Source organism: Photobacterium sp. AWH4_225, assembly GCF_056158405.1.
In genome coordinates this window covers 240,735-257,358 of the sequence record NZ_JBSWTF010000001.1, presented here as the reverse complement: position 1 = coordinate 257,358, position 16,624 = coordinate 240,735, and the positions used below count along the sequence as shown (strand labels likewise).

Annotated in this window: 14 protein-coding genes; all 14 read left to right on the top strand. The window is 52.1% G+C overall.

Annotation, left to right across the window (positions count from 1 at the left end; all coding sequences use genetic code 11):
- Positions 1 to 91: 91 nt before the first annotated feature.
- A complete protein-coding gene (locus tag ACXAD4_RS01360) occupies positions 92 to 1,243 on the top strand; it encodes a glycosyltransferase (RefSeq protein WP_475238111.1) in 1,152 nt (383 codons plus the stop codon).
- A complete protein-coding gene (locus tag ACXAD4_RS01355; protein ID WP_475238108.1) occupies positions 1,240 to 2,613 on the top strand; it encodes a lipopolysaccharide biosynthesis protein in 1,374 nt (457 codons plus the stop codon). The genes ACXAD4_RS01360 and ACXAD4_RS01355 overlap by 4 nt, the downstream gene beginning before the upstream one ends.
- Entirely contained in the window at positions 2,610 to 3,941 is a 1,332-nt protein-coding gene (locus ACXAD4_RS01350) for an O-antigen ligase family protein (protein ID WP_475238105.1), read from the top strand. Before ACXAD4_RS01355 ends, ACXAD4_RS01350 begins: the two co-directional genes overlap by 4 nt.
- Complete coding sequence (locus tag ACXAD4_RS01345; RefSeq protein ID WP_475238102.1) at positions 3,925 to 4,620, top strand: acyltransferase; 696 nt, start codon at positions 3,925 to 3,927, stop codon at positions 4,618 to 4,620. The genes ACXAD4_RS01350 and ACXAD4_RS01345 overlap by 17 nt, the downstream gene beginning before the upstream one ends.
- 1 nt (position 4,621) lies before the next feature.
- Positions 4,622 to 5,770 (top strand): glycosyltransferase, encoded by a 1,149-nt coding sequence (locus ACXAD4_RS01340; RefSeq protein WP_475238100.1) that lies wholly within the window; start codon positions 4,622 to 4,624, stop codon positions 5,768 to 5,770.
- Positions 5,771 to 5,874: 104 nt separating this feature from the next.
- Complete coding sequence (locus ACXAD4_RS01335) at positions 5,875 to 6,216, top strand: putative periplasmic lipoprotein (protein ID WP_107299075.1); 342 nt, start codon at positions 5,875 to 5,877, stop codon at positions 6,214 to 6,216.
- A complete protein-coding gene (locus ACXAD4_RS01330) occupies positions 6,213 to 7,655 on the top strand; it encodes a sugar transporter (RefSeq protein ID WP_475238097.1) in 1,443 nt (480 codons plus the stop codon). The genes ACXAD4_RS01335 and ACXAD4_RS01330 overlap by 4 nt, the downstream gene beginning before the upstream one ends.
- A complete protein-coding gene (locus ACXAD4_RS01325; protein ID WP_475238095.1) occupies positions 7,652 to 8,728 on the top strand; it encodes a glycosyltransferase in 1,077 nt (358 codons plus the stop codon). The genes ACXAD4_RS01330 and ACXAD4_RS01325 overlap by 4 nt, the downstream gene beginning before the upstream one ends.
- Positions 8,729 to 8,740: 12 nt before the next feature.
- Complete coding sequence (locus tag ACXAD4_RS01320) at positions 8,741 to 10,567, top strand: sugar transferase (RefSeq protein ID WP_475238093.1); 1,827 nt, start codon at positions 8,741 to 8,743, stop codon at positions 10,565 to 10,567.
- A 58-nt stretch (positions 10,568 to 10,625) separates the two neighbouring features.
- The gene (locus ACXAD4_RS01315) at positions 10,626 to 10,940 is read left to right on the top strand and encodes an STAS domain-containing protein (protein WP_107299071.1); all 315 of its coding nucleotides are present in this window, start codon (positions 10,626 to 10,628) and stop codon (positions 10,938 to 10,940) included.
- A 1-nt stretch (position 10,941) separates the two neighbouring features.
- Positions 10,942 to 11,736 carry an OmpA family protein gene (locus tag ACXAD4_RS01310; protein ID WP_475238091.1) on the top strand — a complete coding sequence of 265 codons (795 nt, stop codon included), beginning with the start codon at positions 10,942 to 10,944 and terminating at the stop codon, positions 11,734 to 11,736.
- The gene (locus tag ACXAD4_RS01305) at positions 11,733 to 14,408 is read left to right on the top strand and encodes an SLBB domain-containing protein (protein WP_475238089.1); all 2,676 of its coding nucleotides are present in this window, start codon (positions 11,733 to 11,735) and stop codon (positions 14,406 to 14,408) included. The genes ACXAD4_RS01310 and ACXAD4_RS01305 overlap by 4 nt, the downstream gene beginning before the upstream one ends.
- Positions 14,405 to 15,097, top strand: coding sequence for a P-loop NTPase family protein (locus ACXAD4_RS01300; RefSeq protein WP_475238086.1), 693 nt, complete (start codon positions 14,405 to 14,407; stop codon positions 15,095 to 15,097). Before ACXAD4_RS01305 ends, ACXAD4_RS01300 begins: the two co-directional genes overlap by 4 nt.
- Positions 15,098 to 15,120: 23 nt before the next feature.
- Positions 15,121 to 16,590, top strand: a complete 1,470-nt coding sequence (locus ACXAD4_RS01295) for a response regulator (protein ID WP_475238083.1) — start codon at positions 15,121 to 15,123, stop codon at positions 16,588 to 16,590.
- Positions 16,591 to 16,624: the final 34 nt, after the last annotated feature.

The following is a 16,624-nucleotide window of genomic DNA, read 5'->3' as shown; positions in this document are numbered from 1 at the left end:
ACACGCCAAAGCGTATTGGCATCAATATTGGATAACAACAATAAGGCACACCACCAGCAACATACTGCCAAAGGGCAATGAGGATAAAGTCATGAAGAAGATCGGATACGTGATCCCTGTTTTCCCAACATTATCTGAAACCTTTGTTGGTGTTGAGATCAGGGCAATGCAAAAGCTAGGACACGCTGTTCAACCTTATGCATTCAGCCCAGGCCAGCACTTTCAGCCAGCTGATAGTGAATTGAAAAAGCAGTGCCGCTACCTCACTTCAGCCCCTGCGTATCCTTTTGCCAATATCTGGAACTTCCATCGCTGCCACCATTTTCTCAGGCAGCAGCAAGGGTTTAGTTACTTATCCCTTCTGCGACAAGGGTTACAACTGGCGCGCCTCGCCCAGCAGGATAAATGCGAGCATCTCCACGCCCACTTTGCATGGCACAGCACGGCCACGGCAATTGTTGCGGCAAAGCTGCTCAACATCCCCGTCTCTTTTGTCGGCCATGGCGCCGATATCTATGCCACCCCACAGGACATTGAAAGCAAGCTGAAAGCCGCTAACTTTATCTGCGCTGTCACCAAAGACATGCAAAATGAACTGCAAACTGCAACTAAAAGTCCAGTTTTGCATATACCCTGTGGTATTGACGCCTCCCAATATCCGCCGCTCAATAGCAACTGGCAACCAAAGAAAGACTTTTTGTTTATTGGCCGACTGGTTGAGAAGAAAGGACTTGATACTTTGCTCCATGCACTGAGCCAACTCCCTCCGGACACCCATCTAGATATTGTCGGAGACGGCCCACTACGATCTAGCCTCAACCAACTTGCCCATCAGCTCGGGCTTAATTCTCATACCCGCTCGCAAGTTCATTTTCTCGGCCATAAGGAGTCAGCTTGGTACCGCCAGCATGCCAACGACTACAAAGCCCTTGTCGCCCCATTCACCATCGCCCCGAATGGTGATAAAGATACCGGCCCACTAGTCATCAAAGAAGCAATGGCATTGGGCCTTCCGGTCATTACTACTGACTTGTCAGGATGCAATGAAATCCTCGAACAGCAGTATGGTCTTCAAGTACCTATGGATGATCACCTTGCTCTTGCTAACGCTATGGCAACGCACCGCTTGCAACCCATTTCCACTCTCAAGCAAATCCGGCAAAGAGCCTTTGATCGGGTCATGGATCAATTCACTGCTCTTTCACAAGCCAAAAGGCTTTCTACACAGGTAGAAGCATTATGACTCCGGCAATGACTATGGCGGTATACGCTGTTGGTTTGGTCAGCAGCAAGCTAATTGCCCTTGGCCTCCAGCCTTTCGTCACGCAGTGGCTGGGCGCAGATCAATTTGGCCAACTTGATGTACTGGTGACCTTCGGCAGTTTACTCACCCTGATCATGGCATTTGGTATCAGTGACGCCATGTACCGTTTTGCCCATGACCAAGCCGATCAGGCCGCTTTTTTTCGTTGCACATTCGGACTCATTTTGCTGATTGCCTCTGTGATAATGCTACTGGGGCAGGCCTTCCTCTCCGAACTGCAACAAATCCTGCCGGGAGACCCCTCATCTTTTGCCGTGCGCTGTTTGTTAATCACCCTATTGCTCAACACCCTGTGTTGCGTACCGCTAGCAATCCTTAGGATACGTAACCTTGCAAACCAGTTTGTATTGGCACAGGTTGCTTTCGCTTTGGTCCAAGGGCTGGGAATCATCTTTCTAGCACCTCAGTACGGCGTTGATGGAATAATGGCTGCAGGTCTAGTCGCACAAATTGTCCAGATCATCACTCTCTCCAAGCATTTTCCGCCCCCAAGATTGGGCCTTAGTGCCTTACTGCTGAAATACGGCCGTGCCATTACCCTTTCGGGCATACTCAGCTTTTTAGTTATGGGGGTTGAGCGCTGGGCCATCGCCGATACTCTCGGCCTAGCGGCTCTGGCCCCCTATGCGATTGCTGCACAGTGGGCCATCGCTGCCAGTCTGTTACTCGAACCTTTTGGTATGTGGTGGTTTCCCAAGCGCTTCGGCTTGCTCGGTACTCAGACACAACGCCAGCAAGCTGCAACCCTGAGTGTGTTGGGTTGCCAGTTAGGTTGCTTGGTTGCAGCAGGGATCATCATTGTTGGCTCCCGCTTTTTATTGCTCTGGCTACCTGCCGAATTTCACCAGAGCGCACAGATCCTCCCTCTATTGGGTATCACCGTCATGTTCAAGCATGCCAGCACCCTGCTCAACATAGGCTGTTACCACCAGAAGGACGGCAACAGCATCATGGCAATCGGGATTATTAGTGCAGCATGTGCAGTCGCCCTATTGGTATTTGTCCTTCCCCGTTACGGTCTCTACCCGTTTATTTTGGCGGGTATCGGTTTACAACTACTGCGGGTTTGCTTGTTTTATCTCTGGAGTCAGCATTACCTCCGCCTGCCCTACCCGCTGCCGCGCCTAGCTGTAAGCTATGGTCTCGTGGCCTTAATACTGGTTAGCCATATCCACTTCAATTTGGCCCATGAGATCGCCTTTAGCCTACTGTTATTGATACAAGTTGGCTGGCCATGGCTTCGCCCTAAGCTGACGGGATGGAAAAAAGCAGCGGAGGCTAACGGATGAAACGGCAAAACCAAGGACTTCTAGCATTGACATGTTGCGGGCTGATTTTTACCGCCTGGATGTCGCAGGGCAATTTGATTCTGGTTGTCTGTTTGCTATTTGTCCTGCCTTTTGTCATCAGCCAGGCTTTTCTGGTGTGTGTTGGCTTCATTATTTTCTCTTATTTCCGGATCCACGAAGCCTTCCCGCTACTCATGCCATTGAAGATCCCCCAGCTATTAGCACTCGCCAGCCTAGCAGGGCTTGGCTGGCAGCTATGGCTGCAGCGGGACACCGTCAACTGGCACCGCTTGCAAACCCTTTTCTTGCTCTTCAGTGCCTGGGTTCTGGTGTCCTGCCTATTCGCCACCAACCGTGGTGAGGCTTTTGCAAGTTTCAATGGCAACTTCATCAAGATTGTCATTATGGTCTTTGCTATCAGTTGGCTGCCACAACGCTTACCCCAATTGAAAGTGATCCCTTATTTACTGCTACTCAGCGGTTTGCTAATTGGTGGACTGGCCTTGTTCAATAAGGCCAATGGCATTGGCTTGGTGGAAGGCACCCGAGTCACCATTGGCCGAGATATTGGCTCAATGTTAGGTGACCCCAACGATCTAGCGCTGGTACTGCAGTTTCCCGTTTCTTTTGCCATGGCCTACAGTTTCCATGGCCCGAAATGGCAACGGGCACTGGCGTTCGTTGTGCTCATCATCATGATCATGAGCGTGTTGGCGACCCAGAGCCGCGGAGGATTGCTCGGTATTGCCTGTGTTGTATTTGCCATGGCGCTACTGAAAAGCCGCTCAATCGTTCTCCCCAGTATTATCAGTGGCGTCGGGCTGATGGCGCTGGTGCTATTGGCAGGGATCAGCGACCGAAGCTCCGGCGGGGCAGCTGAAGCCGGAATCGATGAGTCGGCCATGGGACGAATTTATGCCTGGCAAGCCGCCTTCAACATGGCTGTCAGCAACCCCTTTGCCGGGGTCGGCCTCAATAACTTCTACTACAACTATTATTTCTACTCGCCGCATTGGGATGGCAAAAACCATGCGGTACATAGCACCTGGCTCCAGATCCTATCAGAGACAGGGTTCGTCGGGTTGGTACTATTCCTGCTTATGGTAATAGGTGCCCTGCGTGTCAGTTACCAACTCCTCAAACGTCTCGAGCACCATGAGATGAAGCCACTGGCTCAGGGACTATGGCTGGGAACCCTATCTTTCTGTGTCAGCGGGACATTCCTGACTCAGGGAACAACCTGGCCACTGTACATCTTAATCGGATTATTGCTGGCACTAGACCGGCTTACCCTAAACCAGGAGGCAAACCATGCGCGCACTTGTTAAAGCCCATTTGGCGCCAAACCACTTTGCCATGCTCAAAAGTATGGTCCGACAGCTAAGAGGCAGTTCACTCCCTTCGATCCCCTTTCTGCACAAAGGACTCTATCACTTGCATTTGGCAGTAAAGCAAAGCCTTCATTGCATTTTGCAAAAAGGGTATTTCACGCCTGTCTTTGTCTCCCGTCTGACCAACCGCCCCCGACTACTGCAATTAAGTTGCGGTATGCCGCAAATCATTGGGCCGCTGGATATCACACTCGGTGAAAACTGCCGACTTTCCGGTATCGCAACGTATTGTGGTAGGGCTTGGGGCAATCAGACCCCACAACTAATTGTCGGTGACAACGTTGATATTGGCTGGCAAAACACCCTGGCCGTTGGCCACACAATCCGCATTGACGATAATGTTCGCCTTGCGGGTAAGGTATTTCTTGCCGGCTTTCCCGGCCACCCGATGGATCCCACCGCCAGGGCCGAAGGTAAACCTGACACAGACCAGCAAATTGGTGACATTCACCTGTGCCGCAATGCCTGGTTAGGGACTGGGGTTATGGTTATGGCCGGTGTAACTGTCGGTGAAGGAAGCGTGATCGCCGCCGGCAGCGTAGTGACGAAAGATATCCCTGCAGGGGTGCTGGCAGGCGGTAATCCAGCCAAGGTTATCAAGCAACTGGAGTATTGAGATGGAATTTTTGGTTTTCGGTGAAGACTGGGGGCGCCACCCCTCAAGCAGCCAACATTTACTCCAAGCAATTGGTGAGCACTACGAAGTGCATTGGATAAACTCAATCGGCCTGCGTCAACCCACCCTCACCCATAAGGATATCCAGCGGATTGGAGAAAAGCTCATAGCGGCCTTTAAGACAAGACTGCCATTTACTCCAGCATCGACGATTTCAGTGACAACCAGTACCGAACAACCAACGTCGGTCATCAAGCCGCTTGTCTGGCCGATGGCGCAAACCTCCCTCATCCAACAGCTCAATAACCGATTACTGAAACGGCAAGTCAGCGCCAAACGTTGCCAGCGGGTAGTATGGGCGGCCTTACCCAGTGCAGTAGACTATTTGGATATCTGCGACAGTGATCTTGTGATCTACTACTGTGGTGACGACTTTTCCGCACTCGCCGGGGTCGACCACCAGCTCGCCGCTGACGCCGAACGGCGCTTAGTTGCCCAAGCCGATATCATTTTTGCCTGCAGTCCCGCTTTGCAAGATAAGTTCCCCGCAAACAAAACCGTTCTGTTGCCGCATGGTGTGCACCTGTCGCAATTTGCAAACGCAACAACCTGTCCAGAAGATATCGATCCGAGCAAACCCAGTATTGGCTTCTATGGCAGCCTCAATAACTGGCTCGATCAATCGCTTATTGTCAGACTTGCTCAAGCTCGCCCCAACATTAACTTCTATTTTATTGGCCGTGAAGACTGTGATACAGAAGCGATGCGACAGCAGACCAACATCATCCTGTTGCCTGCCAAGCCTCACCACCAGCTACCTCAATACCTTCAGCACTGGGATATGGCGATCCTACCCTTTGTCGATAATGACCAGATCCGCGCCTGTAACCCATTGAAGCTGAGGGAGTACCTTGCAGCAGGTAGCCCGGTCATCAGCACGAACTTTCCAGCGACGGCCCCTTACCGAGATCTGATCACAACAGCCAGCAAAGAATCCGAATGGTTAACAGCTATCGATCACTACTGCCAATGGACAACTCAGCAAAGAAGTAACCATGCCAAGCAGGCCTATCAAGCGGTTAGTCATGAAAGCTGGTCGTTCCGTGCTACACAAGCAATTGAAGTTATTAAACAAAAATTACCGCACTAGCCTAGTGTCAATATTTTTAGGCGGTAGATAACAATTCTCCCAACTTCAGGCACTTTTTTTGCTACCAATAATGGAGGAGCAAACGGAGCCACCCAGGGGGAAAGATGAAAAGGATATTGATAGCGTTAGGTTGCCTGTTAATAGTAGGTTGTGCCACACAACCAGGGCCAAGCAGCCTGACCCTATTCTTCAGCCCAGAGCAGATTTCACTCACTGCCGAGCAACAGCGCAAGATAAGTGACTTCCTGGCACAAAACCCCTACCAGCAATTAAGCGCCAAAGTGGCCCCGGCCGATCTGGATAATCCCTTTGATGCCCTGCTTCAGGGACAAAAGCGAATCCAGGCCGTCAGTACCCTTTCCAACAGCCAGAACATCCCGCTGCACCTGGAATATGTACCGACCCAAACCGCTGATACTTTGATATTAGAAAGGCAAGCACCATGAGGCACCAACTCTTTGCCAAGCTGTATCCGCTTCTGCAGGCGTTGTGGAACCATCGCTACCTGCTGATCATCCCTGTACTGGTTATGCCACTACTGATGACTGCAGGCGGGGCACTCAAAGCAAAGCGCTACTACGCCCAGACCACAATCCTGGTACAGGAAGCCGCAATGCTAAACCCATTTCTGGAGGATTTGTCTATCTCGATGAACCTGCAGAAAAGGATTAAAGCCCTACGGGTATTGCTCCATAGCCAGTTCGTTTTGCAACAAGTTGCCATAGACCTTGAATTGGCCTCAGCGGACAATCCTAGCCAACTCAATACCGTCACCAGCCAACTCAATAGCAACCTGAGCGTCAACCTAATTGGTAACGATTTGGTTCAGCTTGGTCTTAACTGGCATACCCCGGAAGAGATGCCCCTGATCCTCAATAAACTTGCATCCTTATTCCTGGACAAACTACGTGCCCCCGGCCGGGCATCTATTGACGGCTCCGAGCTATTCCTCCAGCAGCAGCTTGAATCAACCTTGGCCGATCTCGAGAGCGCCGAAAGCGCTTTGGCCACATTCAAATCGGATAATGCCAGCAACCTACCCCAGCTCCAGGGAAGCCGGATCCAGAATGATGCCCAGATCAACACCCTGATCCAGGAAACCAAGCTTGAATTACTCAACGCCCAGGCCAAGCGGGATAACTTCTATGACCGCCTCGCCAGTACCAACCCCGTCGTCGGCATGCTGGAAGCCGAAATCGTCAAAGCCGAGGCAGAGCTTGCGATACTTCGGGCCAGCTATACCGATCGCCATTCTTCGGTCAAAGCAGTACTGCGCCAACTCGATCGCCTGAAACAGGAACGCTCCCGCTTGGTTGACCAGCAACAGTCGCTCAACCCACAGCAAGTCAGCCAGTTGTGGCAACGTATTGCCAGCAACACCCAGCAATTGGATAACCCCAACCAACCGATCCTGATCAGCCAGTTTGAACAACTGCAGCAGGCCGAGAACCAAATCCAGTCGTTGCAGGGCGAATTGCAGTTGCTTGAGGCACAAGCCTTGCAACTAGAAGAAAAGCGGGCCGAATTTGCCCAACTGGAAAAAGAACTGACTGTGCTGCAGCGCAACTATGACGTCAAAGCCAAAATCTACAACCAGCTTCTCGAACGTTACGAGATGGCCAAAGTGACCGGCCAATTGGGCCGCTTCGAAGAGCCGGACAAACTCCAGATCATTGCCCGCCCAAGCGTCCCAGGCCAACCACTCAATTGGCCATGGTGGCTCAACTTCAGCCTCGGTATTTTTGTTGGTCTCGGGCTAGGGCTATCACTGGTTTGTGCCGTGCAGCTACTCGATACGCGGTTATACCAAAGCCGCCAAATCACCCGACTAGCCAAGGCACCGGTGTTGATCCGAATTCCACACTTTAGCGAGGAGGCATCATGACGACCCATACCCTGCAAGTTGTCCAGCACCTAAATCCTGGAGGCATCGAAAGGCTGGTGCTCAACCTTGTACGCTTTGCCTCTAACGATAACCAAGTCCATGTCGTTGCATTGGAAGGGACTAAAGATCAGGCAATTGCGCAATGGCCCGAGCTTGCCCCGCTCGCAGAACGGTTATATTTCCTCGACAAGCCTGCGGGACGCGATATAAAAACCATTTTCAAATTGCGCCGTCTTATCCGCTCCTTGCAAGCTCAGGTGATCCACTCTCACCACCTCGGGCCGTTGCTATACAGCCGTGCGGCCTGCCTCGGTCTCAAAGGAATCACCCATATCCAAACCGAGCACGACAGCTGGCATCTCGACGACCCTAAACAACGCTTGCTAACCCGCAGCTTGCTGGCAGGCAGCCGGGTCAAACTGGTGGCCGATGCACCTCGGGTAGCCGATCACTTGAGTGAGCTGGGGATCAAAACGGATCAGATCATTATCAACGGGATCGATACCCTGCACTATGCCCCGGGCCAAAGTCCCCAAGCCCGCCACCAGCTGCAGCTCCCAACCGACGCATTGATCATTGGCTGCGCCGGTCGGTTGGTAAAGGAGAAAGGTATCGATGTTATGCTCGAAGCACTGGCAACCCTGCCTGAATGCTACCAGCTTGCCGTCGCCGGCGACGGACCTGAGCGCCAGCCGCTAGAACAACTCGCACAACAGTTGGGATTGAAAGGGCGGGTCCACTGGCTTGGCCGCTGCGATAACATGCTGAATTTCTACCATGCTATCGACCTGTTCTGTATGCCCTCGCGTCAAGAAGGACTTCCGCTAGCACTGCTGGAAGCACAGGCCTGCGGCAAACCCGTGGTGGCGACCGATGTCGGTGGTATCCCCGATTTGATTTGTCCCCACAGCGGACACCTTATCCCACCTGATCAACCCGCCGTGCTGGGACAGAGCCTACTGGAGAAACTCCGTGGGCCGATAAATAGCTGCGCCCAGACAACACAATATATTCGCCAGCTCGCCGATGTCAGGACGATGGCGAGCGCTTATGAATCCCTGGCCAACGGATAGGAGAGGCTGACCATGACTATCAGCTGGATGGTATTAATTGCCCTGACCCTGATCATTTTCTATCACCATGTTATCTATACAGGTTTGATGGTGGTATGGGGACGTAAGTCGCCTCGTGCTGTAGAAGATCACGACAACGACAATGGCATTGCTACTCCCAATGCCGGTCATGAGATAGGGGAGCAGCCCTCCGTTGCCATTCTCATCCCTGCCCACAACGAAGCTGAGTTTATCGAGGCAAAACTTGCCAACCTGATGATGCTGGAATATCCGCCCGAGAAGCTATCGGTTTGGGTATGCTGTGATGGCTGCAGCGACAATACCGCAGATATCGTCGCAGATTGGCAAACTCTGTATACCAAAGCCGGTATTCGCCTAGAGCTCATGGATGAACCTGACAATAAAGGCAAGGTTGTACGTATCAACCAGTTGCTGTCCGCGGTCAAAGGTCAGGTTGATTTGATTGCGATGTCGGATGTGTCTGCCCTGCTCTCTATTGACGCCCTCACCCAGGCTGCCGGCAGTTTTCGCGACCAGCAAATTGGCGCCCTAACCTGCAACTATCTGTTGGCCGAAGCCCCAGAGGGTGAACAGCAATATTGGCAATGGCAAAATGCAATACGCCAAACTGAATCGCAAATCGGTAATGTAATGGGAGGCAACGGCGCTTTTTACATTGTGCGGGCAAAACTGTTTTCACCATTGCCAGAAGATACCATCAATGATGATTTCATCCAGACCATGCTGGTTATCAAGCAGGGCTACCAGGTTCAGTTCAACCACTATATCAACAGTGTCGAACTCTCGCCGTCAACGGATCAGGATACCTACCAACGCCGCCAGCGCATAGGGGCGGGCAACCTGCAGCAGTTGATACGTTGCCGGTTTGTCTTCCTCAGCAGCCATCAAGGTGCTCGCTGGCTATTTACCTCGGGCAAGGCTATGCGCACCGTGATGCCCTTTATTTTGGTTGGCTACTTACTGCTTTCTGCAATCTTGGCTTTTCAAGGCTCAGCCATTGCCCAGGCCTTGCTGGCCCTGCAGTTGGTCGGCTATGGCGCAGCAGCCTTGCCCTTGTTCGGTATCAATAACAAGGTGGCAAACAAGCTGCATTATTTCATCTGTGGTTATGCCGCCTCTTTACTGGGGATGACCCGTTACCTGATGGGACATTTCCGCTCAGGTTGGCGCCACCAGCCACCTGTCTCCGACTATCAAGCGCAAACCACACTGTTCATGAAAAGGGCCAGTGATGTCGTGCTTGCCAGCATCGGACTGATCATCACCCTACCTGTGTGGCCTGTCATTGCCCTGCTGATCAAGTTGGATTCGCCCGGCCCCGTTTTCTACCGTCAGATGCGGGTCGGTAAAATCAGCGACCAACAGGTCGAACTGTTCGAAGTCATCAAGTTCCGCTCGATGTCCAACAACGCCGAGTCGGCTTCGGGGGCAACCTGGGCCCAGCAAAACGATCCACGCGTAACCAAAGTAGGACACTTCCTACGGGTCACCCGCCTTGATGAACTGCCCCAGTTCCTCAATGTCCTAAAAGGCGATATGGCGCTGATTGGCCCGCGCCCGGAGCGTCCGCAATTTTGCGGCAAATTGCAAAATGCATTGCCATTTTACCTTGAGCGAACCGCTGGCCTGAAACCGGGGATCACCGGCCTAGCCCAAGTCAGCCAGGGCTATGACAGCAGCTTGGAAGATGTAAAAAGCAAAATCGGCTTTGATCACGCCTACGCACTGGCTCTAAGCTCGCCGCTGCAATGGCTCAAGATGGATTTGTTCATCATTTTCAAAACCATCTACATCATGGTTAGTAAACGCGGGCAATAGTTGGCACAGCACTTGTATTAATAGAGGAGGACTTCACAAATAACACTAGAGGCCAGTTATGAATCAAGCAGTAAATAACGCCAATATCGGTTTGACGCTCCAGGACGAATTTGATGCCCACCTTGCCAGACAGATGGAGCCGGAGTTCGAATCACTCAGTCTGACCGATAACGATGAGATGATCATCGACATGACCCAGGTACAATTTATTGACTCTTGTGGAATTGGTGCCATTGTTTTCTTATACAAGCGCTTAAAAAGCCGAGGAAAACAGCTACGCCTGCTCAATGTAAACGGCCAACCGCGCCAGCTGATGAAAATGTTAAGGATTGACAAGGTGATCCCCCTGATCACCTCAGCGGAGTTATGTTGATATGGTAAAACTTTCAAGCCTGCTACTGATAATGCTCGCCAGTGGATGTACGACTTGGCCGACATCTGGTGATAACCCGTATTCGGAGCCAGACGTCGATCAGTGGCATGAGCTTGAACACCACGATTTCGAGCTACAGCTACTGGCTACCCGGGGGGCCAAGCTTTGCCTGCCGGGCCAATATATGAAGCTTGCCAATCTCCACGATAAGGCTGGCCAAGAGCACAAAGCGGGTTTTACCGATGATGCCGATATTACCCTGCTCGAATACCAGACCCAGTTTGCCAAAATTCAACGCCAGATGGATTGGCTCGAGCACCACACCGAATGCCTCGATACCCGCTATTCTGAAATCCAGCTCAGGGATCAGTTCCTGTTGTTAATGCGGGTTGATAACCAATTTGCTTTCAACCGCGCCAAACTGTTACCTGATTACCAAAATGCATTGCGACGGGCAGCTTCAATCCTAAAACGCCAAGATCACTGGCAGCTAGAGCTGACCGGACACACCGACACTATCGGCACCGAACAAAGCAATTACCAATTAGGTATGCGCCGGGCCGATACGGTCAGGCGCTTCCTGATCGAACAAGGTGTCGACTCACACCAGATTGCCATTTTCAGTGCCGGTGAACGTGAATCGTATGAAGATCCCAATTCAAGAACCGAACGCCTGAGTAATCGTAAGGTTGAAGCTCGGGTGCTGGTCGACCACCATACACGGGCTCCGCACCGGGTGTACTCACTCAGTGACTGGCATGCTGTCAAAGAGCAGCTAAGTCCAGGTTCGCTATGATAAGGCTTTTCTTGGTCATCTGCATGTTGGTCATCGCCCCTGCTTGGGGAGCAAACCTGACGCCGGGTGACCGCGTCTTCCTCCAGTTGCCCGGGGAAGCCGATTTCAACGAACCCCTCACTATTGATGATCAGGGCCAGATAAGATTGCCAGAGATAGGCTTGGTCCCAGTGGCCGGGCTCACCCTCGAGCAGGCCGAGCAACGCATCCGCGAGGAGCTGAGGACCGTCTACCGCAACCTCGACGAATTCAAGCTCAGTATTCTCGAGCAGGTTTTACGGGTCCGGGTATTGGGTTATGTCGAAGAGCCGGGGATGATATCGCTCAAGCCCGGTAGCAACATCCAAATGGCGGTAACTGCTGCAGGTGGTGCCCGTCCCGGGGCCCAGCTCGATCAATTCAAGCTGATCCGCGACGGCAAAAGCCAGCAATTCGACTACAAAGCGTATCTGGACGGCGGTGATCCGGCTAGCCTGCCTGCCTTGCAAGGTGGAGATACTATTTTCATACCGGCCTCACCGCTACTCGGAAACGTCGAGGTCGACTTTGACGCCGCCTCGTTAACCAAAGGCGGGGATGCCAACGAAGAGCAAGGGATCACCATCTTCGGTGAACTGCGTAATCCCGGCACCTTCAGCTTCAAACCCGGTATGACCGTTGTCGATGCTGTTATGCGTGCCGAAGGGGTTACCCGCTATGCCGACGTCACCAAGATAAGGGTCATCACCGATAACATCCCCTACCAGTTCGACCTCAAGGCTTATTTAGATAGCGGAGATACCAGTAACCTGCCGCCCATCAAGCCCGGTACCACTATCTTCGCCCCGATTGAGGTCGAAGACATCAACACCACCTCTCGCACTGTGTATGTGATGGGGGAAGTCAAAGCGCCCGGCGCCTATGAAAGCTCACCCGGTACCGGCTTCATCGATGTGCTAGCCAATGCCGGCGGGCCAACCCGCTTTGCCGATACTACCCAGATTAAACTGCTGAGCAGTACCAAAGCAGCTATGACGATCAACCTAGTCAAATATACCCAGGCCCCAGCTCTTTACCCCCTACCAGACATGATGCCTGGCGATGTTATCTTTATTCCGGAAAAAATCGATTTCAACGAAAAGTCATGGCTCAAGGTCACCAATGACCGGGCAATCAAAATCATCGGCGCGGTCAACAACCCGGGCCGCTTCGAATGGAACGACACCATGAGCTTTATGGATCTACTGGCACATGCCGGTGGTCCTAAGCAACAAACCAACCTGTCGAACATTCGAATTGTACGTGAAAGTGCCAGCATCGATGAGGAGCGAGTGACGACGTTCAATTTCGAAGCATTCACCAAGCTCGGCAAGCCACAGAACCAGCTGCCGCAACTACAAGCTGGCGATACCGTTATTTTCGACGAACTGCCCCACGACCCGACAGACAACAAAGCCAGCTGGTTACGCCAATCAGCACAAGATTCAATATATATCTTCGGTCAGGTCGGTGCTCCCGGACGATATGCCTTTAATAACGAGCAAGGCTTTTTGGATATCCTCTCTGCTGCCGACGGGCCTACCGGCGAGGCCGATATCCAGGATGTGCTGATCACCCACCGTAACGGTACCACCACCAAAGTGACCCGCTTTAACCTAGCCCGTTACTTCAAGACAGGTAACGAAGCCTTGTTACCTAAAGTCGTTGCCGGGGATGTGATATTTGTGCCGCAGGTCGATACCGTCGCAGACACCGAAGCCATCAAGGTGATGGGGGCAGTGAAGTCACCCGGCCGCTTCAACTGGAATGTCAGCATGACTTTTCTTGATGTGTTGGCTCTCGCTGGAGGCCCGCTGCAGCAGGCCAACATCACCAATATCCGCATCATAAAAGAAAACCGTCAGTCACAAGATAACGTGCTGTATTTCGATCTGGATAACTTCATCAACGAAGGGGGAAGCTTTGCCGCCCTGCCCCGCCTGACGGCCGGTGATACGATTGTAATCGATGAGCTTCCCCATGACCCGACAGACAACAAATCGAGCTGGATACGCCAGTCTGCCGATGATTCCATCTATGTGTTTGGCCAAGTCGGTGCACCGGGCCGTTATGCTTTCAACCGCGAGTTGGGCTTTCTGGATATTCTCTCAGCGGCCGATGGACCGAACGGCGATGCCGATCTGCGCCAAATCCGGATCAGCCACCGCAACGACAATACCTCACGGGTAACCCGGCTAAACCTGTCGATGTACTTCGAAACCGGTGATGAAAGCCTGCTGCCGAAAATCGTCCCCGGTGATGTCATTTATGTGCCCAAACTCGAAGGGAACTGGCTCGATAAGCCTTCCGAGCAGGTGGTAAGGCTTATGGGGTCGGTCAATAAGCCTGGCCGATACCCTTTCAACAGCCAGATGAACATCCTCGACCTGCTCGCTGAAGCCGGCGGCCCAACCGACAGCGCATACATCGAGCGGATCATGATTGTGAATACGTCGTGTTGCGGTGACAAGGCACAAACCTTCAACTTGCGCGACTATGTCATCGAACCGGCACGTTATCCCCTCCCCCTGCTTAGGGCTGGCGATACTGTCTATGTTCCCAACCTCAACGACTCGGTCGGTGAACAGTGGCGCCAGGGCTTGAGGGATGTACTGGGGATCTTTACCTTGATAGCCTTAGGAGCAGCATTATGAAACCTTGGCTCAGCGGCGAATATGACCAACTTTTCCATCAAATCCACCAACGCAGTGCGCGGGTGATTACCTTGGCCGGGGCTTCGAATCAATGTGGCACCTCGACCCACTGTAATTGGCTGGCAAGACGCTGTGCTGAAGATCACAAGGTCTTATTGGTCGATCTTGATCTCTCTGGTAACGGCCAGGGTTATACTGCCAAGCCCTGGCACTGCAATGGCGAGGGCGAAGCCGAGGCCATGGTAACGCTCACCGAGCAGCTCACCTTACTCCCTCAGCCAAGCGAAGAGCGGACTATTCTTGACTTACGCCAGCCACACAGCTTTCATCAGGCGCTTGAGCGTTGGAAACAGGACTACCACTACATTCTGTGTGATGTCGGTACCATGACCCAGACCAACTGGCGAAACCTGCCCATCAACGCACTTAGCCATGCAAGTGATGCGACCATCCTTTGTTTGGCGGCAGCCCAAACCACGGAAAGTGAGTTATTAACCTGTATCGGTAAATTGGAACAGAACGGCATCCCTCTACTAGGAACACTCATCAATGATCAGGTGAACCCTTCGCTGGCTGATGAGATCATTCGGGTCCTGACAACCAAAGCCCGCTGGTTACCGAGCAGTATCAAACAGAAAGTCGTCGATTATCTGCAAGCAAGCGCGCTTTTGCAGGGAAAATACCAATAAAGTACCTGCTAGGGAGCTTGTCCATGAACCAAGTGTTGTTCCAGCGCCAGTTTGTCCTAAACTACGAAAACATTTCGGCAATGCGCCGGATGCTCGACGACAAAGCCCAAGCGTTACAACTTGCTCCCGACACCATTCAGAACATCAAGCTAGTCTGCAGTGAATACTGTGCCAACCTGCTAGACCATCAACAGCAGCCGGCAACCCACTGCACCATCAGTTATGGCAAGTACGACGGCCAATATTGTTTTTCTATCAGCGACAACGGCTCACCATGGCCCGCCCAGACTATCCAAATCAACGAGGCTGAACTGCCTGACTTCCCTACCGAGTCGGGCATGGGGCTTGCGCTTATTAAAACCACTTTCCCTGACTTTAGCTACACTATTGATGCTGATAGCAACAAAATTACGTTTTTGTTACCCCAGCAATCAAGCCGTAAACACCTTGTTATTGTCGATGACAGCCGAAGCCAACTCACCATGCTGACCAGTTACCTCGAGGCAGATTACCAGCTCTCGATATTCAGCCGGGCCGAAGATGCATTCAAGTGGCTGCAGGGGAACCACTGTGATCTAGTGCTGACCGACTTATGGATGCCCGATACCAATGGCCTAGATTTTCGTCGCCTTGTCGGTGACTTACGCCGCCATCGGTTATTGCCGTTTGTGTTCCTTTCGGGCGATACGGTGTCGGAAACCATGGCAGCGGTTACCCAATCCGGAATTGATGATTTCCTTGCCAAGCCCATCAATAAGCATCACCTTCTCCAAGTACTGGAACGCGTACTCAACCGCCATCACCACCTGCTCAATGCCTTTGAAGACAACCTGCTTCAGCAACTGGAAACCACTACACCGCTTTATCAAGGTGATCGTAGCTACCAGGCTTACCCGCTGGCTAAATTCAATATACAAATCAGCCGTGAGCCTGAAATCAGCGGTGATTTTGTTATTCAGCATCGCCTTGAAAATGGATCACAGTTATTGATCCTCGGGGATCTGATGGGGCATGGCATTGTGGCCAAAGCCAACGGTGGGATCTGTTACGGTTTGATCCAAGGTTTATTACTCGATCCGACAATTAGTCCAGAGGTGATATTCAACCGGCTCAATGAGCATCTTTATCATACCGAAGCTAACAGCCTGATTTGCTTGTTAGGCATTCATCTTGATCGGGACCAAAAACTATCCGTCTATAATGCCGGAATGCCTGCGCCAATTAGCTTTACTCCGTCATGCCGTAGGCTCAGGGAAGGAATGGGTCTTATAGGATTGTTCGACTGCATATCCCCAACCTCCCAACAGCTTACTTTTGGCCAAGGAGATAGCCTTCATTGTTTCAGCGATGGTTTACTGGAGTCGGAACTACCCGAGACAGTACAGCAACACATTGCAACCTTGCCCGCTGAGCAGCGCCATCATTACTTGTGGCAGCGACAGCCTGATAATCATGAAGATGATAGGACGCTTATTAGCCTAACTATTCAATAACGGATATCTTGGGCTCAGAATGGAACTCAGCACA